Annotated in this window: 18 protein-coding genes, 1 tRNA gene and 1 pseudogene; 10 read left to right on the forward strand and 10 right to left on the reverse strand. The window is 68.5% G+C overall.

Translation table 11 applies throughout. The features are described from left to right. A partial coding sequence (locus A8G15_RS29870; protein WP_281180651.1) for a transposase family protein occupies positions 1-211 on the forward strand: 211 nt, incomplete at its 5' end. Here A8G15_RS29870 and A8G15_RS13110 read toward each other — a convergent pair. After that, positions 187-1296, reverse strand: coding sequence for an oligosaccharide flippase family protein (locus A8G15_RS13110; RefSeq protein ID WP_068159866.1), 1110 nt, complete (start codon positions 1294-1296; stop codon positions 187-189). The two genes, A8G15_RS29870 and A8G15_RS13110, sit on opposite strands and share 25 nt — an antisense overlap. A 2-nt stretch (positions 1297-1298) precedes the next feature. Next, positions 1299-2285 carry a hypothetical protein gene (locus tag A8G15_RS13115; RefSeq protein ID WP_082899869.1) on the reverse strand — a complete coding sequence of 329 codons (987 nt, stop codon included), beginning with the start codon at positions 2283-2285 and terminating at the stop codon, positions 1299-1301. 190 nt (positions 2286-2475) lie between these two features. Here A8G15_RS13115 and A8G15_RS13120 point away from each other — a divergent pair, with 190 nt between their 5' ends. Beyond that, positions 2476-3573 (forward strand): NAD-dependent epimerase/dehydratase family protein, encoded by a 1098-nt coding sequence (locus A8G15_RS13120; protein WP_169833888.1) that lies wholly within the window; start codon positions 2476-2478, stop codon positions 3571-3573. 72 nt (positions 3574-3645) lie between these two features. On the opposite strand, the gene A8G15_RS13125 is transcribed toward A8G15_RS13120, so the two are convergent. From A8G15_RS13125 to A8G15_RS13160, 8 genes are all read right to left on the reverse strand, one after another. Continuing rightward, positions 3646-4530 carry a nucleoside triphosphate pyrophosphohydrolase gene (locus tag A8G15_RS13125; RefSeq protein WP_068159873.1) on the reverse strand — a complete coding sequence of 295 codons (885 nt, stop codon included), beginning with the start codon at positions 4528-4530 and terminating at the stop codon, positions 3646-3648. Further along, positions 4527-8177, reverse strand: a complete 3651-nt coding sequence (gene mfd / locus A8G15_RS13130; RefSeq protein WP_068159876.1) for a transcription-repair coupling factor — start codon at positions 8175-8177, stop codon at positions 4527-4529. Before mfd ends, A8G15_RS13125 begins: the two co-directional genes overlap by 4 nt. Before the next feature lie 63 nt (positions 8178-8240). Then, a complete protein-coding gene (locus tag A8G15_RS13135; RefSeq protein ID WP_068159880.1) occupies positions 8241-8804 on the reverse strand; it encodes a PIN domain-containing protein in 564 nt (187 codons plus the stop codon). A gap of 18 nt (positions 8805-8822) precedes the next feature. Then, the gene (locus A8G15_RS13140) at positions 8823-9152 is read right to left on the reverse strand and encodes a helix-turn-helix domain-containing protein (protein WP_068159882.1); all 330 of its coding nucleotides are present in this window, start codon (positions 9150-9152) and stop codon (positions 8823-8825) included. Between the two features lie 50 nt (positions 9153-9202). Continuing rightward, positions 9203-10435, reverse strand: coding sequence for a Tat pathway signal protein (locus A8G15_RS13145; RefSeq protein ID WP_068159885.1), 1233 nt, complete (start codon positions 10433-10435; stop codon positions 9203-9205). Further along, complete coding sequence (locus A8G15_RS13150; protein ID WP_068159886.1) at positions 10432-11751, reverse strand: lipase family protein; 1320 nt, start codon at positions 11749-11751, stop codon at positions 10432-10434. Before A8G15_RS13150 ends, A8G15_RS13145 begins: the two co-directional genes overlap by 4 nt. A gap of 111 nt (positions 11752-11862) precedes the next feature. After that, on the reverse strand, positions 11863-12498 hold the full coding sequence (locus tag A8G15_RS13155) for a ScbR family autoregulator-binding transcription factor (protein ID WP_068159888.1): 636 nt from the start codon (positions 12496-12498) through the stop codon (positions 11863-11865). A gap of 182 nt (positions 12499-12680) precedes the next feature. Next, entirely contained in the window at positions 12681-13274 is a 594-nt protein-coding gene (locus A8G15_RS13160) for a TetR/AcrR family transcriptional regulator (protein ID WP_068159891.1), read from the reverse strand. Between the two features lie 213 nt (positions 13275-13487). Here A8G15_RS13160 and A8G15_RS13165 point away from each other — a divergent pair. The 8 genes and pseudogenes from A8G15_RS13165 (at position 13488) to A8G15_RS13200 (ending at position 23115) form a co-directional block, all read left to right on the forward strand. Next, positions 13488-13559, forward strand: a tRNA-Gln gene (locus A8G15_RS13165). 69 nt (positions 13560-13628) lie between these two features. Further along, positions 13629-15107 (forward strand): bifunctional UDP-N-acetylglucosamine diphosphorylase/glucosamine-1-phosphate N-acetyltransferase GlmU, encoded by a 1479-nt coding sequence (gene glmU, locus A8G15_RS13170; protein ID WP_068159894.1) that lies wholly within the window; start codon positions 13629-13631, stop codon positions 15105-15107. Next, positions 15104-16081, forward strand: coding sequence for a ribose-phosphate diphosphokinase (locus tag A8G15_RS13175; protein WP_082899871.1), 978 nt, complete (start codon positions 15104-15106; stop codon positions 16079-16081). The genes glmU and A8G15_RS13175 overlap by 4 nt, the downstream gene beginning before the upstream one ends. Positions 16082-16123: 42 nt before the next feature. Then, positions 16124-16754 (forward strand): annotated as a pseudogene (locus tag A8G15_RS13180) (DUF2461 domain-containing protein). Positions 16755-16923: 169 nt separating this feature from the next. Then, positions 16924-17577 (forward strand): hypothetical protein, encoded by a 654-nt coding sequence (locus A8G15_RS13185; protein ID WP_068159897.1) that lies wholly within the window; start codon positions 16924-16926, stop codon positions 17575-17577. Between the two features lie 153 nt (positions 17578-17730). Then, a complete protein-coding gene (locus tag A8G15_RS13190; RefSeq protein ID WP_068159900.1) occupies positions 17731-20049 on the forward strand; it encodes a carbon starvation CstA family protein in 2319 nt (772 codons plus the stop codon). After that, positions 20046-20258, forward strand: coding sequence for a YbdD/YjiX family protein (locus A8G15_RS13195; RefSeq protein ID WP_068159902.1), 213 nt, complete (start codon positions 20046-20048; stop codon positions 20256-20258). Before A8G15_RS13190 ends, A8G15_RS13195 begins: the two co-directional genes overlap by 4 nt. A gap of 274 nt (positions 20259-20532) precedes the next feature. After that, entirely contained in the window at positions 20533-23115 is a 2583-nt protein-coding gene (locus A8G15_RS13200) for a helix-turn-helix transcriptional regulator (protein WP_068159906.1), read from the forward strand. The last annotated feature ends 3 nt before the right edge of the window (positions 23116-23118 follow it).

Below are 23118 nucleotides of genomic sequence, written 5' to 3' on the forward strand. Positions count from 1 at the left end.
CCACGTCCCGACGAAAGGCCGTGATCTCGATATCGGCACTCGTTGCCGCAACACGCTGCTGTCTGCGATGCGTGCTCCGGCCGAACGCGCGAACGCGCTGCTGAAGACCCGGTGGAAGGCGCTGCAGCGAATCAGTCTATGTCCGTGGAGGATCGGCTCGATCGCTGCTGCGGCTCTCGTTCTTCTTCACCTGCAAGCACCGGCCTGGTGAGAAAACCTCAATGCGAACGATGTCACCATGCGGACGATCATCAGCACGGCGAGGATGCGCAGTACCGCCGCGGACGGGCCCCACTGATCGCCGTACAGGAACGCAATCAACGGCGTTGCCAAAGTCGCCATCACGACAGCGATAGGCAGAATTGCCGTGACGAGCAGGGGAACCGAGCGGCGCACGCCTTCCTCGAGCTCCCTGGCATTGCGCTCTGCCAGGCGCGAGAAACCGGCGATGGATACAAAGCGGACAGCAGTCCCGATCAATCCAGGTACCCAGCTGGATATGTTGAACGCCAGCAGATAATAGCCGACCGCCGCAGACCCGAGCGCGTTGCCGATGATTATGTAGTCGGCGTTGAGCAGTATGGATTCGACGCCGAGGCTGGCAGCCAGTGGAACACCGAACGCGAGCAATTTCAACGCAATTGCCTTGTCGAAGGCGAACCCGATGGGAAGGTGTCCCGCCTTGAACACGAATACGCCTGTAACGATCGACCCGAATACCTGGCCGCCGGCAAAGCTGTACGCTCCGGCCCCGGCGAAAGCGAGGGGCACAGCCAACACCGCATTGGCTGACCAGCCGGCCATTATCGCGATCGTCAGCCGATCCTGCTCGAACCGCCGTTGAAGCGCGGACACGCGCATCGCGGTGACTCCGTCGACAACAATGACGAGAGCCAGCAGTCGCACCACCGGTGCCGCGTCGGGAGTGTTTGCCATCGACGCGAATGCCGGTGCAAGTATCCACACCACGCCGTACCCGAGGACACTGAAGACGAGCGCGATCGTGGACCCGGTCGGCGCCATCTCTTCGAACCTACCGCGCCACTGCACACCTGCCGCGATCATCCCGAAGTCGTTGACGTGCATGAGTAGCGCTGTGACTGCCAACGCCAACGCGTACACGCCGAAATCGTCAGGAGTCAGCAGTCGAGCCAGGATGAGGCCGATACCGAACGAGCCCAGCTTGAGGAAGAAGTTGCCGAGCAGACTCCACCTGAGACCGCGGCCGGCCTTGCGACCGATGCTTCCGACCTGGTCGGCCGTCGATCCTTCGGGCGCTACCTCCTCGTCAACCACGGTCAAACACGCTCGAGCCAGATTTCACGCCAGAACGGTACGAACTCACGCGGACAGTTGGCGTTGTAGACCCCGGCGCAGACAATGTCTTCCAGCACGATACAAGGGTTCTTCATTGTCAACAGCTCGCCGGTTCTCTCGTCCAGGCACCTGGTGACGCGCGCCTTCACTCGGGCGGTTCGACCACAATATCTGGCCATCTCCGCTTCGAAGCCCATACCTCGATTGAGTTGGCTCTCGTTGAGAGTGGCCTCGATCTGCTCCTTGGACTTGATCCGGACCAGTTCGCCTGGCTGCAGATCGAGGTGCTCGGTCGGGGTCCGTGCAAGTGCCCGACCCTGGACGAAACCCCACGGCAGACCGCTGCGGACCCACAGTTTCCGTGGCAGCACACGCTTGCTGAACCCCTGCATTCGGTTGAACAAGGCGATCAGGAACGCCCGCAACGATGCGAGTACCCCGACGTTGCCGGTTCTGACGTCGGTCACGTACTGGCGAAGATCGCGGAACGGCAGACAACTCGGCGCGGCACGCATCAGTTCGGTTGCCTGGCAGGAATACCGGACCTCACCGTTCGGACCCGGATCCTTGCGAGTGTTGATCTCCAACAGCGGAAGAGTGACGCGGCCGTCGGACGTCGGTCGGGTCGTTCCGGGTTCGATACGTTTGAGCCAGGCCTCCTTCCAATAGAGCGAGCAGGCGGTTTGACAGCCACCGTGGGAGGAGCCGTCACAACGCGCGCCCGTCAGGTGCACCGCGTTCTCCATCCTGTGGATGCCACTACGGTTGATGGTGTCGCACAGCTTGTGTGCGACCTTGTGTACTGTCAGTTGCCGGCCGCAGAATTGGAGCATCTCCGGCATGAACGGCAGGTTCTCAGTCTCCCCGCGCTCGTCGAGTGTCACCAGGATCTCTTCGGGGCTGCGAACCTCGACCACGTCTCCCACGCGCAACGGTCGAGCCGCGGCGGCCATCTCGGAACAGGTCATCGTCGTCGCTCCTCCCGATTGCGTACGCCGACGCAATCGTTGTTGTCGCGATTGCCGCACACGCCAATCCGTGAGTTGTGTAGATCCACACCCCCTGCGGCGTGTCCGGATCCACTGCGCCCACAAGCATCGCACCTGAAGCGTGGTTGCGACACCCATCATGCGGATCGCCGACGCGGAAGATCCTCCGGTGACCGTCTCCACCGAGCGTCGCGACGTCGTCGCCGCAGGCAAAATCCGCGCCGCCGACGCCAGTGCCGACGGCGCTCGAACCCCGCGGGAGGACTCCCAAGTATATTTCCATGTTCTTCCTCCCCCCTACGGTGATTCGCCCACACTTGGTTCGAGAACTTTCGACGGGAGGTTGCACCGACCGATGAGCGTTTACCGGGTACTGGTCACCGGTGGATCGGGATTCATCGGTTCACACCTCTGCCGGAGGCTCGTGGATTCCGGCCTGGAGGTGCATGTCGTCTCGCGAACACAGCGGAACGCCGCGGACGGTATCCGCTGGTGGACGACCGACCTGACGGAGTACGAGGCAACGCAGCACCTCCTACGCACGATCCGGCCCGAGCTGGTGTTCCACCTGGCGAGTTTTGTGACGGGCAGCCGGGATTTGGGCGCGGTTCTGCCGACCTTCCGGAATAATCTGCTGACGACGGTCAATCTGCTGACTGCCGCATGCGAGGTGGGTCGTCCTCTTGTAGTGCTGGCCGGTTCCGCCGAAGAGCCCCCACCCCATGACTCCGATCCGGTACCTGCATCTCCCTATGCCGCTGCGAAGATTGCCGCATCCACCTACGCGCGTACCTTCAGCGCGCGGTTCGGTCTCCCGACGTTCACGTTTCGCATCTCCATGGTCTACGGACCCGGACAGCAGGACGGAACCAAGCTCGTCCCATACGTGACGCAGTCCCTGCTGCGCGGCGAATCCCCTGCTCTGGGCAGCTGCGGTCGGGAGGTCGATTGGATCTACGTCGACGACGTGATCGACGCATTCGTCATGTTCGCCCACTCGACAGAGACCACTTACCCGTCCAAGACCGTCGGCGAATCCCTCGACGTCGGATCCGGGCACCTTGTATCGGTGCGCACTGTCGTGGAGCAAATCGCGCAGATGATCGACGGGCCGGCTGCACCACGCTTCGGGGTCCTGTGTGACAGACCGTTCGAACGCACACTGCTGGCCGATGTGGCTCGCACCCGCGCCGCTATCGGGTGGGAGCCAAGAACCAGTCTCGAGAACGGCCTGATGAAGACCGTGGAGTGGTATCGCCAGGGCTGATCAGGTCTCGACGTCCCCTCTCCGGCACACCGCCGACGTTGAGAATGCTGCGTCCAGGGCACGGTATCGACTCTAGAGCCAGTACTCCCGCCAATCCTTTGTGCACAGTGAACCTCTGAATCCGCGATCCTGTGCAGCCGCACTCTCGACGGCGCGTATGCGGTCGGCGAACGCCAGCACCGCGCCGCGCAGTCTCTGCTCGGCGCGGCCTGTACGGTCCGGATGCACAAGCGTCACGTCTTCAGGTATCAGGTCCGTCGGGACTCCAGCCGCCTGTGCCCGTTCGAGCACCTTCTCCGCCAGCACCAAGGCCGGTTGCGCCATCACGATCCCGTCGAGACAAGAGGATCGGGGCTTCTCCGCCGCCTTCGCCGCCTGCCATGCCGCTTCCTGCTCGGCCACGTCGAGCGGGCCGGTGTGACCGTTGGTCAGGTGCGGGCTCCGGGACTCGAGTTTGGCGACGAGAGTGTCGGCGACGTCGTCGACGTCGAACGGGTCGGTCGCCGATTCCTGGGCGATCCGCGAGTGGAACAGCACCTGGAGCAGCAGGTCGCCGAGTTCCTCCCGCAGTCCGGCCCGGTCGTCCTCGTCGATGGCGTCGAGGAGCTCGTAGGTTTCCTCGAGCAGGTAGCGGCGCAGGGAATCGTGGGTCTGGGTGACCTCCCAGCCGCCGAATCCCCACAGCCGGTCCATGATGTCGACCGCGTCGAGCAGCCGGTCGCCCACGACCGGGTCCGCCGCGACCACGGTCTCGCCGCGCGCGATCCGCGCGGTCACGGCGTCGCTGCCGGCGTCCAGCGCGACGAGAACCTCGGCGCCGGGATCGTGGTCGAGGCCCAGTGCCGCGCGTACCGCATCGGGTACCTCGCCGGCGTACTCGACCGGTCCGCGCAGCAGGCGTACCGCGGCCGCGGGCACGACTGCGGGGCGGCGCGGGTCGAGAAGGACCACGCTCACGCGCTCGCCCCCGCCGGCACCCGCACGTCCACCGAGCCCTGTGCCTTGCCGTCCATGGCGAGCAGGAAGTCCGCGATGTACTGGAGCAGTTCGACGTCGCGCACCCGGTCGGAGCCGACCCCGCCGGTACGTGGCAGCGGCAGTTGCACGATGCCGCTGGTGGCGCGGTACTGGGCGGCCGGGAAGATCCGCTTGAGCCGCATCTGCTTCGAGTCGGGCAGCTCCATCGGGGAGATCTTGAGCTGGGTGCCGACGACCGCGACCTCCTCGAGCCCGTATTCGCGGCACAGCAGCCGCAGTTTCGCGACGGACACGAGCCGGCCGACCTCCTCCGGCAGCGGGCCGTACCGGTCGACGAGTTCCTCGACGACCGCGCCGATGGCGGCGGCGTCCTGGGCGGCGGCGAGCTTGCGGTAGGCCTCGAGGCGCAGCCGGTCGGAGGTGACGTAGTCGGCGGGGATGTGCGCGTCGACGGGTAGGTCGATCCGCACCTCCTTTGGTGCCTCGTCGGTGGTGATGGGGGTTCCGTCCGCCGCGGCGCGGTAGGCCTCGACGGCCTCGCCGACCAGGCGCACGTACAGGTCGAAGCCGACGCCCGCGACGTGACCGGACTGTTCGGCGCCGAGAACGTTTCCGGCGCCGCGGATCTCGAGGTCCTTCATCGCGACGGCCATACCGGCACCGAGGTCGGAGTTCTGCGAGATGGTCGCGAGCCGGTCGTACGCGGTTTCGGTGAGCGGCTTCTCCGGCGGGTACAGGAAGTACGCGTAGCCGCGTTCGCGGGACCGTCCGACGCGACCGCGCAGCTGGTGCAGCTGCGACAGGCCCAGTGCGTCGGCGCGTTCGACGATGAGCGTGTTGGCGTTGGAGATGTCCAGGCCGGTCTCGACGATGGTGGTGCACACCAGCACGTCGAATTCGCGTTCCCAGAAGCCCTGCACGGTCTTCTCGAGGGTGTCCTCGTTCATCTGGCCGTGCGCGACGACCACCCGTGCTTCGGGGACGAGATCGCGGATCTTTTTGGCGGCCTTGTCGATCGAGCTGACCCGGTTGTGGACGTAGAACACCTGTCCGTCGCGCAGGAGTTCACGGCGGATGGCGGCGGCGACCTGCTTGTCGGAGTATCCGCCGACATAGGTGAGGATCGGGTGCCGTTCCTCCGGCGGGGTGAGGATGGTCGACATCTCGCGGATGCCGGCCATGCTCATCTCCAGAGTGCGCGGGATGGGGGTCGCCGACATGGTCAGCACGTCGACGTGGGTGCGCAGCGCCTTGATGTGTTCCTTGTGTTCGACACCGAAGCGCTGTTCCTCGTCGACGATGACCAGGCCGAGATCCTTCCAGCGGACGCCGGTCTGCAGCAGCCGGTGGGTGCCGACGACGATGTCGACCTCGCCGTCTGCCATACCCGCGACGATTTCCTTCGATTCGGCGGCGTCGGTGAATCGGCTCAGGCCCTTCACCGTGACCGGGAACGACGCCATCCGCTCGGTGAAGGTCTGCAGGTGCTGCTGGGCGAGCAGGGTGGTCGGCACCAGTACCGCGACCTGCTTGCCGTCCTGCACGGCCTTGAATGCCGCGCGCACCGCGATCTCGGTCTTGCCGTAGCCGACGTCGCCGACGACGACGCGGTCCATCGGCACCGCCTTCTCCATGTCGGTCTTCACCTCGGAGATGACGGTGAGCTGATCCTGGGTTTCGGTGAAGGGGAACGCGTCCTCCATCTCCTTCTGCCACGGGGTGTCCGGGCCGAAGGCGTGACCGGGCGAGGCCTGCCGCGCCGCGTACAGCCGCACCAGCTCGCCCGCGATCTCACGAACGGCCTTGCGCGCCTTGCGTTTCGTGTTCGCCCAGTCGGAGCCGCCGAGCTTGCTGATGGCGGGCAGTTCGCCGCCGACGTACCGGGAGAGCTGGTCGAGCGATTCCATCGGCACGAACAGCCGGTCGCCGGGCTGGCCGCGTTTGCTCGCCGCGTACTCGATGACGAGGTATTCGCGGCGTGCGCCGCCGATGGTGCGTTCGACCATTTCGACGAACCGGCCGATGCCGTGCTGGTCGTGCACGACGTGGTCGCCGGCGGTCAGGGCGAGCGGGTCCACCTGGTTGCGGCGTTTGACCGGGGACTTGCGGCCCTCGCCGGTGGTGACCCGGTTGCCGGTCAGATCCGCTTCGGTGACGACGACGAGCCCCGGCACCCGGTTGTCGCCGTTGCCGGCGAGCACCAGGCCCTCGTGCAACGCGCCGCGGATGACGCCGACCTGCCCGCGCACCGGTTCGGCGCCCGGTTCGAGCTTGGCGGCGGGAACCTCGTTGTCCTTCAGGCGTTCGAGGACGCGCAGTCCGGTGCCGGTGCCCGCGACCACGATCACCGCTCGCCCGCCGGTGGTGACGTGCGCGCGCAGGTTCACGAACAGCATGGACAGCAGATCCTCGGAGCCGCGCACCTCGGGCGCGGCCTGCACCTCGAGGACCACCTCGGTGTCGGCGCCCGACGCGAGCGGACTCAGCGTCCACCAGGGCACACCCTGCGCCTCGGTGGCCTCCCGGACCTGCCGCAGCGAGCGGTAGGCGGACGCGGCGAGATCCATCTTCCGGCCGTCGGCCCCGGTCAGGTTCGCGGTGTCCAGGGGTGCGGCTCCGCCGATCGACGCGGCCGTCCACGACGCCTCGAGGAATTCCTGGCCGGTGCGCATCAGGTCGGTGGCGCGGGTGCGGACCTTCTCCGGGTCGCACAGCAGCACGTGGGTGCCCGGCGGGAGCACCTCGGTGAGCAGTTGCAGCTCTCCGGGCTGCAGCACCGGCAGCAGCGCCTCCATGCCTTCGACGGGGATGCCGCCGGCCATCTTGTCGAGCATCTCGACGAGCGCCGCGTCGGCGGGGTTGTCCTGTGCGAGCTGGGCCGCGCGTTCCTTGACCGCGTCGGTGAGCAGCAGTTCGCGGCACGGCGGTGCGATGAGCGTGGCGACCTCGACGTCGGGCAGAGACCGCTGGTCGGCGACGGAGAACGGGCGCAGCTCGGTGACCTCGTCGCCCCAGAACTCGACGCGCACCGGATGGTCCGCGGTCGGCGGGAACACGTCGAGGATGCCGCCGCGCACCGCGAACTCGCCGCGCTTGCCGACCATGTCGACGCGCGCGTAGGCGAGTTCGACGAGGCGTTCGATCAGTTCGTCGAAGTCGTGTTCGGACCCGACGCGAAGGGTGATCGGCTCGATCTCGCCGAGACCCGGTGCCATCGGCTGCACCAGCGATCGCACGGTCGCGACGATGACGCGCAACTCGGGGCCGTAGTCGCGGTCGTTGGGCCGGGCGAGCCGGCGCAGGACCTGCAGGCGCCGGCCGACGGTGTCGGCGCTCGGTGACAGCCGCTCGTGCGGCAGGGTCTCCCACGACGGGAACTGCGCGACACTGCCGCCGAGGATCTCGGTGAGTTCGGCGGTCAGGTCGTCGGCTTCACGGCCGGTGGCGGTGACCACCAGCAGCGGGGCCTTCTCCGCGATCGCGGCGGCGACGAACGGGCGGGCCGCGGCCGGGGCGACGAGGGCCTGTTCGGCGGTGCCGGCGAGCGCGGCGACCCGCTGCAACTGGTCGTCGGCCAGCGCGATCCGCGCCAATCCGGACAGGGGGGTGGCGGGCACAGCAGACACGTGACAGTCGCTCCTGGGTGTACGACGAGAACCGTTCGATTCTATGCGCCCCGCGCGGGCAGTTCAGTTCCCGCACGCGAGCAGGTCGGCACAGCTGTCCCCGAGCGCGCGACGTGCCCAGGTCACCACCCGCGACAGCAACGCGTCGTCGGTCTCGTCGGTGCCGGGAAGCCAGCGTCTGCGCACCATCCGCAGCAGGGTGGCCCGCGCGCGGGCGGGGTCGGCGTCGACGACGAACGTGACGAACGCGTCGGGGGTCCACGGTTCGATGCCGGAGCGTTCGAGCGCGGCGGCGATCGCACTGTCGGTGGTGACGACGGCGTCGGCGTGGGCGATCAGCGCGACCGCGGTCAGGTGGGTGTCGCGCGGGTCGACGACGTACGGCACTTCCCGCAGCACCGTGGCCGGCCACGTGACACGCGCGTCCGGGAACGCCCGGTCCAGTTCGGCGAACAGGTAGTCCCGCGCCGGCCGGGGCAGTTCCGCCGGCAGCCGACGGTCCACCTCGGCGATGACACCGTCGCTCCAATACGGTTGGTAGAGACCGTCTTCGGCGAACGCGAGGACCACGTCACGAACGCGCGCGTCGGCGAGGACCGAGGCGCCGAGCACCACCCGAACCGGCATGTTCCCCCTGCTTTCCGATCAGAATTCGTCGTACAGGCCGTCGCGACGGGCCAGGTCGGCGAGGTTGTCGAGCACCTGGGTGCGGATCGTCGCGCGGCGCCGGGCCAACGCGACGACGTCGGCGCGGTCCACCCGCCGATGCAGGCCGTGGAACTCGGCGGGCAGCGCCCCGCTGTCGACCAGTCGGGACACTTCGGAGCGGGAGGTGCCCAGCACGTCCGCCGCCTGGGTGACGGTCAGCAGCGCCGGCACGGCGGTGAAGGTGACCGCGGCGCCGTCGCCGAGCTCGTCGAGCAGGCGGGCGAGTGCGGCCGGGGCCTGCCCGGCGTCGAAGGGTCCGATGGTCACGGCGGCGATGCTGTCAGGCTGCGCCGCCGATTGCAACGACGGGGAAACGTTCAGTTGTACTGCACCTGCACCGTGCGGGCCATCGACTGCAGGAGCGGCACCAGCCGCAACAGCGCTCGCTGCTCGAGGAACTGCTGGTCGATCGGCTTGCTCAGGGCGGCGGCGAGTTCGGCGGGCCGATCCTCGGAGAGCGCCCGGTAGGCCGGGAGCATCCGCGTGGTGATGTAGTCCCAGCGTGCGTCGCGGTCGGACCAGTTGAACGCGGGCAGCGGTGTCTGCAGGCGCCACTGCGCACCGTCGGTGGCGTCGGCGGCCGTCAGTGTGAGCGGAGACGCCTCCCGGGGTGGCACCACGCCAGGGATCGCCGGGTCGGCGGCGAACGTCGACAGGTACGTCAGCGCGCGACCGACCGGTCCCCCGGCCTCGCGGGTGGCGTCCCACTGGTCGGCGATCGACTGGTACTGCTCGCGGTACAGCAGCTCGGTGTTGCCGCGCACGACCCGTTCGGGGTCCCCGCTGGCGAGATCGTGCCATGCCCGGGTGGCGCGGTCGTCGATGATGCCGGCCCGGCGGAACTCGTCGATCGCGTCGAGACCACCGGCGAGGTATGCCTCGTGCTGCGGCAGCAGGTCGGTGAAGATGTGCTTGCTCATCGCGATGACCCGGACCTGGAAGTCCGCGATGTCCTCGGGGGTGATCGTGTGCCCGACGGCGAGCACCGCCTGCAGGTCCTCGGGCAGACGCGCCGAAGCCGGGGCGGCGGCGTCGTCGAGCGTGCGGGTGATCCCGGCGAGGGCGTCGCGCACCTCCCGGACACCGAGGACGACCCGGGCCAGGTCGACGTCCATGATTCCGGCACCGAAGGACGGTCCGGCCAGGCCACCCTGACCGGTCCACAGGAATTCGGGGTGCTCGCGCTGCAGCTTCTGGTAGTAGGCGAAGGTGTTCTTCAGGTTCTGCTCGTTGGCTGCCAGCCCGAGCCCCGGATCCCAGCGGCTCAGGTCGATCCCGGCGTTGCGGGCCGCGACTGCGAGCCAATACTGGTGCAGCAGTGCCGCATAGCGTTCCGGTTCGACGTTCGCGGCGCGTGCGCCGTCGAGCAGCGGTCGCAGCACGTCGGGCTCGGTCGGCAGATCGGGAGCGACTCCGCCGACGCGTTCGGAGTCGAGGTTGCTGCGGGGAACATCGAGGACCGCGTCGAGATCCGGTGCCGCGAAAGCGGTTCCGGTGACACCGAGGGTGACGGTCACGGCGGCCAGGACGGTGACGAGCAGTCGCCTCACCGGCCGGCCTCCTCGAAGCGCCGGTCGAACCAGGCGACGTTCTGCATGCCGAGCAACTCGACGCCCACACGGACCGGGTCGGTGAGCACGTCGCCGATCCCGCACACGGACGGATCGAACTCGACTTCGGAACCGTGTGCGCGCCAGAAGTTTCCGAGTTTCTCCGCGTCCTCGTACGGCACGAGGAAGTCGTCACGGCACGAGGTGATCAGCACCGGCGCGTCCGGAACCTCGTGCGGCCTGGTACCGAGCGCGTTCTCCGCGTAGGCCCGCGCGAACACCGGATTGTCCGCCGGCCGGCCGTGCACGTACAGCGCGGACAACGGCACGAACGGGAACATCAGGTACAGCCCCTGGCAGGTGCTGTGGAACAGGTCGGCGGCGGCCCTGCCGAGCGGGGTGAGTTCGGCGTCGAGGTCGATCTCGGGGTACTTCGCGGCGAACCCGAGCGAGTTGGCGAACACGAAACCCGAGCCGATACCGCCGTCGGCGGTGCGTTCGAAGGTCGCGCTGTCGACGACCATGGCCTGCAGCACGGTGCCGACCAGGTTGAGCTCCGGGGCATAGCTGCCGGCCATCTCGGCGGCGAACCCCGCGGCCACGCCACCCCCGGCGATGCCGAAGACACCGACGGGGATGTCCGCGGCGAACCCGGCGTCGGGCAGGGCGATCGCGGCGCGCAGCCCGTCGAGGGTGGCCGGTCCGCTGAACCGGCCGATCGAGAAGCCGTTGGGGGCGGTGTCGCCGTCGTTGGCGGTGTCGCTCATCATCACGGCCCAGCCGCGGCCGAACATCTGCGCGACGGGACCGAGCGCGGAGAACAGCGACGGGTCGGTCTGGTTGCCGCCGGTCCACTGGGTGCTCGGCATGCAGTCGGGACCGAGACTGTCGTTGGCCTCGGAGTAGCCGATGAGCCTGCGGTCCCGTGCCGGGGTGCCGTCCTCCGGGATCATGAGGATACCGGTGGCGACGGTGCGGGAACCGTCGAAATCGGTGGTGACGTACATCAGCTGATGCGCGGTGACGTGGCCCGGCTGCACCCCGTACACCTGCACCGTCACCGGGCGGTGCCGCAGCAGGGTGCCGGGGACGGCGTCGTCGGCGAGGTCGGGGGCGTCGAACCAGGGGTCGGTGGAGGCCGGCCGCGGCATCCACTGCGACGGATGCGCGATCTGCCCGTCGCGGAAGGTGCTCACCACGAACGGGTTGAAGACGTCGTCGACCTGGACCGGGTCGGCACCGGCCGAAGAGACCGCGGCCAGAACCAGCGCGGTGGAGGCGGCGCAGACCGCCGCGAGATGTCGCAAGACACGCATCGATACATTCCTGTCACTGTCGATCGAGCGCCGCCGCCCCCGGCACAGCGCGCAGTTCACGGAACAGTAACAGTCCGTTACCGACGGAAACAGGTAATCCGCCGGGCCTCGTCAGACCCGCATCCGGCGCGCGGCGAACTGCCGGAAGTACTCGACCTTCGGCGCCGGCACCAGCGTCGGCAGCAGGTTCGCCCACATCAGCTCGACGTGTTCGATCGCCCGGTCGCGGCGGCCGAGCCCCGCGGCGACGGTGCGCGCCCCGACGATCATCTGGAGCACGAGCAGCCCGGCGGCGTCGGGATCGGCGTCCGGTGACAGATCGCCTTCCTCCTGCGCCCGGCGCGCCAGCTGCTGCAGCGAATCGAGCCACAGCTCGAACAGATTGTCGCCCGATCCGCGATAGTCGCCGATCTCGATGACGAGCCGGAACATCGCGCGGACGACCGGGTCGGACATCGACAGGTCGACGGACAGGACCGACAACTCGATCATCGTCTCCAGGGCCGGGGTGCGTTCGTCGATCTTGGCGAGACCGGCCTCCGAGGAACGGACGAAACCGGCGTCGATGACGCCGCGGGCGAGTTCCTCCTTGGAACCGAAGTGGAAGTACAGCGCGCCCTTGGTGACGCCCGATTCGTCGATGATCTCGTTGAGGCTGGCGTTCGCGTATCCCAGCCGCATGAAGACGTCGGCGGCGCCGCGCAACACCGATTCCCGGGTGGCCTCCGCACGAACCTGACGCGGCATGTCAGTGCTCCCCGTGGGCAACGTCCCGGGCCGGACCACGGCACTCGGCCCGAACATGCTCGGCACAGGCAATCGACGTGCGGGAAACCACAGTCACCTCAATCCCGTCGCGGCTACGAATCGGCCGGGCAACGGTACCACCGAAGCGGGGTCTACCTCGGCATTCGCAGGCACTGACTGTATCAATCCTCGCCGAGGGTCGGATCGGCTTCGAGCCGGGTCAGCCCGTTCCAGCACAGGTTCACCAGGTGCGCCGCGACGACCTCCTTCGACGGGCTGCGCTCGTCGAGCCACCAGGTCGCGGTGGTCGCGACCATGCCGACGAGAGCCTGCGCATAGAGCGGCGCGAGTTCCGGATCCAGACCGCGCCGGGAGAAGTCGCCGGCGAGCAGGGTGCCGACCTGCCGCATCGCCTCGTTGAGCAGGCTCGAATAGGTGCCTTCCTCGGCGGCGACCGGCGAGTCGCGCACGAGGATGCGGAAACCCTCGGTGCGTTCCTCGATGTAGGTGAGCAGCGCGAGCGCAGCCCGTTCGACGCGGACGCGAGACCTGTTCTGCGTCAGGCTCGCGGTGACCATCGACATGAGCACGGTCATCTCGCGGTCCACGACCACGGCGTAGAGCCCTTCCTTCCCGCCGAAATGCTCGTAGACGACGGGCTTGGACACCGCGGCGCGTTGCGCGATCTCCTCGATCGACGTGCCCTCGTACCCGCGCTCGGCGAACAGGGCCCGGCCGATCTCGATCAACTGCTCACGGCGCTGCGTTCCGGTCATGCGGATGCGTGGAGTCCGTTCGGGCTGATTCTGCGGTGTTCGCGACACGACGGTTTCCTTTCCGGCGCCACACCTGCTGCACGGGCCCCGCGCCGAGCCTAATCGGCGGGCCGGGCGGAGCGCCCCGACTCCGCCCCGCGTTCGACGCCGACCGTATCGGCATGCGAGGATCACACCGCATGCCCGGGGGTTCGATCCTCGGACGTGCGGCGATCCGCCGTGGTGTAATCGGCAGCACCTCTGATTTTGGTTCAGATAGTTCAGGTTCGAGTCCTGGCGGCGGAGCAAGGCAACGGGAGCCGACGGGCTCCCGCACGTACGTCCGTGACGCATGTCGAACGTCGAGGGAGCTTCATGCAAGTGCAGACCGCCATAGTCGTCCTGGCCGCCGGAGCGGGTACGAGGATGCGGTCCAAGACACCCAAAGTTCTGCACTCCCTCGGTGGCCGCACCATGCTCGAGCATTCGCTGCGGGCCGCAGCGGAGCTCGCCCCCGATCACCTCGTGGTGGTGGTCGGTCACGACCGCGAACGTATCGGCGCCGCCGTCACCGATCTCGCCGCCCGTCTGGACCGGGACGTCCGCGTCGCCGTCCAGGAAGAGCAGCTCGGCACCGGTCACGCCGTCGAGTGCGCCCTGACCGCTCTTCCCGCCGACTTCGCCGGCACCGTCGTCGTCACCGCCGCGGACGTGCCGCTGCTCGACGCCGACACGCTCCGCGCCCTGCTCGACACGCACGCCGAACCCGAACCGGCAGCCGTCACCGTGCTCACGACGACCGCCGCCGACCCGACCGGATACGGCCGGATCCTGCGCACCACCGACGGCGATGTCACCGCCATCATCGAGCACCGGGAAGCGACACCCACCCAGCTGGCGATCACCGAGATCAACACCGGCGTGTACGCGTTCGACGTGGCCGCCCTGCGCTCGGCGCTGGGCAAGCTCAGCGCCGACAACACCCAGGGCGAGCTCTACCTGACCGATGTCGTGGCGATCACCCGCGGCGAGGGCGACACCGTCCGCGCCCAGTACACCGACGACGCTGTGCAGGTGGCGGGGGCCAACGACCGCGTGCAGCTCGCGGCGCTCGCCGCCGAATTGAACCGGCGCACCGTCGAACACTGGATGCGCCAGGGTGTGACGGTGATCGATCCGGCGACCACGTGGGTCGACGTCGACGTCACCCTCGCGCCGGACGTGACGCTGCTTCCCGGTGTGCAGCTGCACGGGCGCACCTCCGTCGGCGAGGACGCGGTGATCGGACCGGACACCACCCTGACCGACGTGCAGGTGGGAGCCGGAGCGTCGGTCGTCCGCAGCCACGGATCGGATTCGATCATCGGCGCGGACGCGTCCGTGGGCCCGTTCGCGTACCTGAGACCGGGCACCGAACTCGGCGCCGACGGCAAGATCGGCACGTTCGTCGAGACGAAGAACGCGCAGATCGGAGCGCATTCGAAGGTGCCGCACCTGACCTACGTCGGCGACGCGACGATCGGTGATCACTCGAACATCGGCGCGTCGAGCGTGTTCGTGAACTACGACGGCGTGCAGAAGTACCGGACCGTCGTCGGATCGCACGTGCGAACGGGCTCCGACACCATGTTCGTAGCCCCGCTGACGGTCGGTGACGGGGCGTACACGGGCGCCGGGACGGTGCTCCGGCGGAACGTTCCGCCGGGGGCGCTGGCAGTGTCGGGTGCGCCACAGCGCAATATTGAAGGCTGGGTCCAGCGAAATCGAGCCGGGACCCCCGCCGCTGAGGCAGCATCGACGGCGTCGCAGCAGCAGCAAGTGAACGAACCGCAAAAGGACGGCCTGGACCAGTGACCAATTGGATCGACAATCAGAAGAACCTGATGCTCTTCGCAGGCCGGGCACACCCCGAGCTGGCAGAGCAGGTTTCGAAGGAGCTGGGCATCCAGGTCACGCCGCAGACCGCGCGTGACTTCGCCAACGGCGAGACCTTCGTCCGGTTCGAGGAGTCGGTGCGTGGCTCCGACGCCTTCGTGCTGCAGAGCCACCCCTTCCCGCTGAACCAGTGGGTGATGGAACAGCTCATCATGATCGACGCGCTCAAGCGTGGTTCCGCCAAGCGCATCACCGCGATCCTGCCGTTCTACCCGTACGCCCGTCAGGACAAGAAGCACCGCGGCCGCGAGCCCATCTCGGCCCGCCTCATCGCCGATCTGCTCAAGACCGCCGGTGCCGATCGCATCATCACCGTCGATCTGCACACCGACCAGATCCAGGGCTTCTTCGACGGCCCGGTCGACCACATGCACGCGCAGGGTCAGCTCGCCGAGTACATCCGCGGCCGCTACGGCGTCGACAACATCGCCGTCGTCTCCCCCGACTCCGGTCGCGTCCGCGTCGCCGAGAAGTGGGCCGACACCCTCGGGGGTGCCCCGCTGGCGTTCATCCACAAGACCCGCGACCCGCTGGTGCCGAACCAGGTCAAGTCCAACCGCGTGGTCGGTGAGGTCGAAGGCCACACCTGCATCCTGATCGACGACATGATCGACACCGGCGGGACCATCGCCGGCGCCGTGCGCGTCCTCAAGGAGGCCGGCGCCGGTGACGTGATCATCGCCGCGACGCACGGTGTGCTGTCCGATCCGGCCGCCGAGCGCCTCGCCTCGTGCGGCGCCAAGGAGGTCATCGTCACCAACACGCTGCCGATCCCGCCGGAGAAGCAGTTCGACACGCTCACCGTCCTGTCGATCGCCCCGCTGCTGGCGCAGACCATCCGTGAGGTGTTCGAGAACGGCTCGGTGACGTCGCTGTTCAACGGCGTCGCCTGACACTGTTCGACGGCCTCGCTCCCGAGGGTGCAGACTGACGGGGTGTTCACCGGATTCCCCGTCGCCGCGCTCGACTTCTACGAGGATCTCGAGGCCGACAACAGCAAAGCCTTCTGGGCCGCGCACAAGGCCGTCTACGACGACTGCGTGCGCGGCCCGATGCTTGCGCTGCTCGCCGAGCTGGAACCGGAGTTCGGTACCGGCAAGGCCTTTCGCCCGTACCGCGACGTCCGGTTCAGCAAGGACAAGGCGCCGTACAAGACGCATCAGGGCGGGTTCGTGCAGACCGCTCCGGGCGTCGGGTTCTACGTGCAGGTCGATGCCGCGGGGCTGGTCGTCGCCGGCGGGTTCTATGCCGGGTCCAGCGCGCAGGTCGCGGCGTACCGCACGGCCGTCGACGACGAGCGGCGCGGCGCCCAGCTCGAGAAGCTGCTCCGGAAACTGCGCCGCGACGGTTTCGAAATCGGTGGTGCGCAACTGAAGACGCGGCCGCGCGGGGACCGACCCCGACCATCCCCGGCTCGACCTGCTGCGCCACAAGGCGCTCACCGCGGGGCGCACCGAACAGTCGCCGCCCTGGCTCGACAGTGCCCGCACCTTCGACGAGGTCCGGGACTCCTGGCGCCGGTTCCGTCCGCTCGTGGAGTGGCTCACCTCTGCGACCGCCACCTGACGATCCGGGAATCCAGCAGACCGTCCGGTACGTAAAGTGCTGTGCCCCAACACTTTGCCTATCGGTCTGGTCCGGCTAACATGATCTTCGTCACTTTCCCGACCGTCCCCGCAGGTCACGTCCGTCCCACGCGTCGTGCCCGCCCGATCTTCACCTAAGGTGGCTCCTCGTGATCGACGCGCAGACCCTCGAGGCCCCCACCGAATCCGCGACAATCCGGACAGCACGACGGTGGACACCGGGTGCCTGCGTATGGTGCGGCGATCTCGCCGCCGTCGAGGAATACCGCAACGAGCCGCGCTGCGCGACCTGCCGCAAGCACGAGGACGTCATCGAGGAAGCCCGCAAGTTCGTCGGCATGTACGGACTGCGCCCGATCGGCGGAACCCTGCAGTCCGACGACGAGGAAGAGTACGAGCACCGGCTCGCCGCACGCGATGCCCGCCGCGCCCTCAACGACATTCGGCTCGCCGAGCAGCCCGACCCCGCGCTCGTGCGCAAGGCACTGCGTCCGCGCGCCGCCGCCGTGGTCGCCGAGAACGCCCCCGCTCGCGCCCCCAAGCCGCGCACCGCCTCGCCGCGCAGCTCCTCCGAGCCCGCCCCCGCGCCCGTGCGCACCGACGCCGTCGACGTCGACGAGATCCAGACCCGCGCCCTCGCGCTGCTCGATCAGCTCTCCGCGATCGACGCGCAGCTCACGCTCGTCGCCGAGCAGAACGGCCTCGCGGCCCGCGCCCGCCGCAGCGACCTCGAGAAGCAGAAGGCCACCATCCTGCGCACCCTCGGCGCGTTGGAGAAGGCACGGCTCAGCGCGCTGTCCTGACGCGCCGCCGACGACGCGCCACCCGTCCCCTGCTTTTCCGGTTCCCCTCCGCCGCAAGGCGGTAGCGTGACGGCTGTCACCACACGCGCAGTCGACGAGGTTCGGCCCGCCGGTCGGACCACCGAGCCGGGCCGGACCCGGTGAGGAGCCGACATGGCAGGCGAACCGGCAGGGCCCCGCGGCAACATCGAGCACCTGCGGACCGACCCCGATCTCCCTCCGGTCGGCGTCGTGGATCGGACCCCGATCTCCCCTACCGCGCGCGTCGTCTTCCTCGTCCTCGCCGTTCTCGGTGCGGTGGCCTGGGCGATGATCGCGCTGGTCCGCGGCGAGAACATCAACGCGGTGTGGTTCGTCATCGCGGCTCTGTGCAGTTACCTGATCGCGTTCCGCTTCTACGCCCGGTTCATCGAACGCAAGATCGTGCAGCCGCGCGACGACCGTGCGACCCCGGCCGAGGAGTTGGAGAACGGCAAGGACTACATGCCGACCGACCGGCGCGTGCTGTTCGGTCACCACTTCGCGGCGATCGCCGGGGCCGGTCCCCTCGTCGGTCCGGTCCTGGCCGCGCAGATGGGTTATCTGCCGGGAACCATCTGGATCATCGTCGGTGTCGTGTTCGCCGGGGCCGTCCAGGATTTCCTGGTGCTGTGGATCTCGTCACGCCGGCGCGGCCGCAGCCTCGGCCAGATGGCCCGCGACGAACTCGGCCCGGTCGGCGGAGTCGCCGCGCTGGTCGCCGTGTTCGTCATCATGATCATTCTCATCGCGGTGCTCGCGCTGGTCGTCGTCAACGCCCTCGCCGAGAGCCCGTGGGGCCTGTTCTCCATCGCCATGACCATCCCGATCGCGCTGTTCATGGGCGTGTACCTGCGCTACCTGCGACCCGGGAAGGTCGCGGAGGTCTCCCTCATCGGTGTGGCGCTGCTGCTGCTGGCGATCATCGGCGGCGGCTGGGTCGCCGAGACCGAGTGGGGCGCCGACTGGTTCACGTTGTCGAAGGTGACCATCGCGTGGCTGCTCATCGCCTACGGCGTCGCTGCGGCGGTGCTGCCCGTGTGGCTGCTGCTGGCCCCGCGCGACTACCTGTCGACGTTCATGAAGGTCGGCACGATCGCGTTGCTCGCCATCGGCATCCTCGTCGCGCGGCCGGCGTTGGAGATGCCCGACGTCACCTCGTTCGCGATCGCCGGTGACGGCCCCGCCTTCGCCGGGTCGCTGTTCCCGTTCCTGTTCATCACCATCGCGTGCGGAGCGCTGTCCGGTTTCCACGCGCTGATCGCCTCGGGCACCACCCCGAAGCTGCTCGAGAAGGAGTCGCAGATCCGGCTGATCGGCTACGGCGGCATGCTCACCGAGTCGTTCGTCGCGATCATGGCGCTGGTCACCGCGTGCATCATCGACCAGCACCTGTACTTCACGCTCAACGCTCCCGCCGCGCTGACCGGCGGCACCCCGGAGACCGCCGCCACCTACGTCAACGGGCTCGGCCTCGGCAGCCCGGACATCACACCCGAGCAGATCACGGCGGCAGCCGAAGCCGTCGGCGAGGAATCGATCATCTCCCGCACCGGCGGGGCGCCCACCCTCGCGTTCGGTATGTCGCAGGTCCTGAGCGACCTGTTCGGCGGCGACAGCCTCAAATCGTTCTGGTACCACTTCGCGATCATGTTCGAGGCGCTGTTCATCCTCACCACCGTCGACGCCGGCACCCGCGTGGCCCGGTTCATGCTGTCGGACTCGCTCGGCAACTTCGGCGGCCCGGCCCGCCGGTTCAAGGACCCGTCGTGGCGTCCCGGCGCGTGGCTGTGCACGCTGATCGTCGTCGGCCTGTGGGGTGCGATCCTGCTGATGGGTGTGACCGACCCACTCGGCGGAATCAACACGCTGTTCCCCCTGTTCGGCATCGCCAACCAGTTGCTCGCCGCGATCGCCCTGACGGTGGTCCTCACCATCGTCGTGAAGAAGGGCCTGTTCAAATGGGCGTGGATTCCGGGGGTTCCGCTGGTGTGGGACCTCGTGGTGACGATGACCGCGTCGTGGCAGAAGATCTTCTCCTCGGATCGCGCGGTCGGCTACTGGGCGCAGCACCGGGCGTTCGTCGACGCGAAGAACGCGGGCGAAACCAGCTTCGGGTCGGCGCGGACCCCCGACGCGATCGACGCCGTCATCCGCAACACGTTCATCCAGGGCACCCTGTCGATCGTGTTCGCGGTGCTGGTGCTGATCGTCGTGGCCGCCGGGGTGGTGGTGTGCATACGCGCGGTGCGCGCCGGTGGCCTGCCCACCACCGAAACCCCCGACGTCCCGTCGAAGATCTTCGCGCCGGCCGGTTTCGTGCCCACCCCCGCGGAACGGGATCTGCAGAAACAGTGGGACGAGCTGATCGACGCCGGGAAGGTCCGGGTGCCCGGTGCGGCGCACACGCATCCCGATCATGCCCACCGACACGACGAGGAGGGGGTGACGTGATCATCAGGGCGAGCGGAGCGACGGGGATCGTCACCGTGCTGCGCCGTGCCTGGTGGTGGATCGGGGCGCTGATGGGCGACCACGACTATGCGAGGTTCGTCGCCCTGCAGCGGCGGCTGGACCCGGACGCCCCGGTCCCGTCCGAGCGCGAGTACTGGCGGGAGCGGCACGCGGCAAGCGATTCGAACCCCGGCGCCCGTTGCTGCTGAGCGTTCTGTGTGGATTCGTGTTCGTGTGACGGACACGAATCCACACAGAAGGAGTCAGGCGGCGGTGGTTCCGCGGAGACCGCATTCGCGTCCCGACCATTGCAAAACCGGCCACCCACCTCCACCATCGACGTGTGAGACGGCAGCGGCAGCGGATTGTCCGATAGATGATGCGGTTCGATACCCTGCAGTTGACGACGGCCCGTCGGGGACGCACCGGATCGGGAGCGGTGGCCTTCGGTTCAGCTCGTCGTGCGTTGTCGAAGGAGTCCACGTGAGCGTTCCGCCCCCCGGCCGGGTCGGCGTGCCGTCGTGGCGGGCGCTGCGCAGCGCGCTCCCCCGACCCCGCCTGTCTGCTCTGCTCGACCGCGAGTCCGCACTGACGATGGTGTTCGCACCGCCCGGTTTCGGCAAGCGCACCCTCGTCGCCACGTGGCTGCATGCCGGCGGCGCCTCCGGCCGGTCCGTGTTGTGGGTCCCGCCGTTGCCGGCCGACGCCACCGAGGACCAGGTCTGGACCGTCGTCCTCGACTGTTGCCGCCGATCGGGGCTCGCCGTACCCGGCATCTCGGCCGAGCCGCACGACCTTCTCGTCCGGGCCCTCGATGCCTCGGAGACGCCGCTCGTGCTCGTCCTGTCCGGGCTCCCGGTCGACGCCGGACGGATCCTCATCGGGCCGCTGCTCGATCTGCTCGACACGTGCCCCACGGTCGATGTCGTCGTGTGCATGCAGGGAAGTACGTCCGCGCTGCTCGACATCACCGCCCGCGGCATCGACTGCACGTTCGTGTCCGCCGACGACCTGTCGTTCACCCGGGACGAAACCACCGAACTGTTCCGCCTCAACGGCGTCGCCCTGCAGGACGCGGCATTCGGCGACCTGTACCACGCGCTCGGCGGGGTGCCCGCGCTGGTGTCCGGAGCGGTCGCGGTCGTCCGCAACCGTCCGGGGAAGCGCACCGGACAGCCCGGCGGGTGGCCCGATCCGGTTCTCACGGCCCTGGTCGACCAGTACGTCACCGATCGGCTCGCGCGGCTCACCCCGGATCAGCGGTCGTTCGCACTGTCGATCGTCGCCGCCACCGGCATCACCCCGGACGATGCGGTCGCCGTGACCGGACGGGCGGACGCGGGCCGGCTCCTCGTCCGGCTCGAAACGGTCGGTCTGATGGTCGGTTCGTTCGGTATCGGACCCCCCACTTGGTGGTGGCCCGCCGCCGTCCGTGAGAGAACACTGGCGGTGTCGCGCCGCGAGAAACCCGGCCACGTCGACGAGTTGCTGGCCCGGCTCGCGCACTCCGAGATGGAAGCCGGCCGTCCCTCCACGGCGGCACTCTATGCGGCCGAGGGACGGAACTGGACGGTCGCCGCGGACATCGTGCAGCGTTCGTGGGTGGACATGGCGTCGAACCGTTTCGGTGAGCTCGTCCGGGTGATGCGCGCGCTGCCCGACGAGGTGCTCGTCGACTACCCCGGTCTGCGGGCCGGCCGGGCACTGATCACCACGATGATCGACGAGCATCCGATCCTGCGGGAGCCGCTCGCCGACGATCCCGCGGCCCTCACGGATCCGGATCGCCTGGCCGAGGCCATCAACTATCTGTATGTCGCGACCGCGCAGACGATCGCGTTGCGCCGGGCCGGGAACATCGCCCAGGCCGCGGCCCGCACCAGGCAGTTCGAACCGCTCGTGTCGGGCATCATGGCCCGCCAGCCGGCGGCGATCGGTGAACCGTTGCCGATGCTGCGGATGCAGTGGGCGCTGACGCAGCAGCTCGCCGGGAATCTGCCCGAGGCGACAACCGTCTTCCGACGTGCGTACCAGAGCGGCGTGTCGTACGAACTGAACTTCGTGGCAGGACAGTCCGCGGGTGGCTCGGCGGTCGGCTGGGCACTGGCCGGTGACAACACCCGCGTCCGCGAATGGCTCGACCGCGCAGGCCGTTACGACGGAACCGGCTCGTGGTCCGGCGCCGCGAAGGTGTCCGGACGGGTGGCCGCGGTGCTGCAGCATCTCGATGCGCTCGACCTCGACGCCGCGAAGGAACCGCTCGAGCTGCTGGGCCGGCCGAGTGTGCGCGAGGAACTGTGGGCGTTCGTCGCCTACGTCCACTCGCAGTACGCGCTGGTCACCCACGACGCCTACTCGGGCCTGACGTGGTTGCACCACGCCGTCGCGGCGCACCGCGACAAGCACACACCGGGCGCGTTCTCGCGCGTGCTGCTCACCGCCGTCGAGGTGGACCTGCAACTCGCGCTCGGCAACGGCAACCTGGCCCGGGCGACGGTCGACGAGGAGCCGGGCGACCACCCGTTCCTCGTGGTGGCGGCGGCGCGCATCGAACTGCTCACCGGGCACCCCGAGTTCGCTTCGAAGCTGCTCAAGCGGATCTCCTGGACCGATTGCGGTTATCCGCGCGCCCACCTCGAGGCACTGCTCCTCGAGGCTGCGGCTCAGGTCGATCGGGACGGGCACGACGACGCCGTGCGCGCCTGGACCCGCGCCTGCATGCTCTCGGTCCGGCTGGGCAACCACCGTGCGTTCACGACCTTGCCGCCGCGCTACATCGAGACACTCGTCGCGTGGAGCGGCACTCAGGTGCCGGGCGGGCGGGCCGAGTCGGTGTTCACCGACACCATCGCCCGCGTCGAGTTGTCGCCCCGAGAAGCGGGCGTGCTGGCGCTGCTCGCGCGCGGCTCGACGCTCGGGGAGATCGCCAAGGAACTGTTCGTCTCCCCGAACACCGTCAAGACGCAATTGCGCAGCATCTACCGCAAACTCGGTGTGCACACCCGCTACGAAGCGGTGGGCCGCGCGCGGGAGCTGCGGCTGCTTCCGACACACGACCGATCCTGACCG

The sequence above is a fragment of the Rhodococcus phenolicus genome (assembly GCF_001646785.1).
GTDB classification, from domain to species: domain Bacteria; phylum Actinomycetota; class Actinomycetes; order Mycobacteriales; family Mycobacteriaceae; genus Rhodococcus; species Rhodococcus phenolicus.

Excerpts from the sequence above, each read along its gene's own strand:
- A8G15_RS13115 (WP_082899869.1), bottom strand. The coding sequence starts at position 2,285 with ATGACCTGTTCCGAGATGGCCGCCGCGGCTCGACCGTTGCGCGTGGGA.
- A8G15_RS13135 (WP_068159880.1), bottom strand. The coding sequence starts at position 8,804 with ATGCCGGTTCGGGTGGTGCTCGGCGCCTCGGTCCTCGCCGACGCGCGC.
- A8G15_RS13150 (WP_068159886.1), bottom strand. The coding sequence starts at position 11,751 with ATGCGTGTCTTGCGACATCTCGCGGCGGTCTGCGCCGCCTCCACCGCG.
- A8G15_RS13155 (WP_068159888.1), bottom strand. The coding sequence starts at position 12,498 with ATGCCGCGTCAGGTTCGTGCGGAGGCCACCCGGGAATCGGTGTTGCGC.
- A8G15_RS13160 (WP_068159891.1), bottom strand. The coding sequence starts at position 13,274 with ATGACCGGAACGCAGCGCCGTGAGCAGTTGATCGAGATCGGCCGGGCC.
- glmU (WP_068159894.1), top strand. The coding sequence starts at position 13,629 with ATGCAAGTGCAGACCGCCATAGTCGTCCTGGCCGCCGGAGCGGGTACG.
- A8G15_RS13190 (WP_068159900.1), top strand. The coding sequence starts at position 17,731 with ATGGCAGGCGAACCGGCAGGGCCCCGCGGCAACATCGAGCACCTGCGG.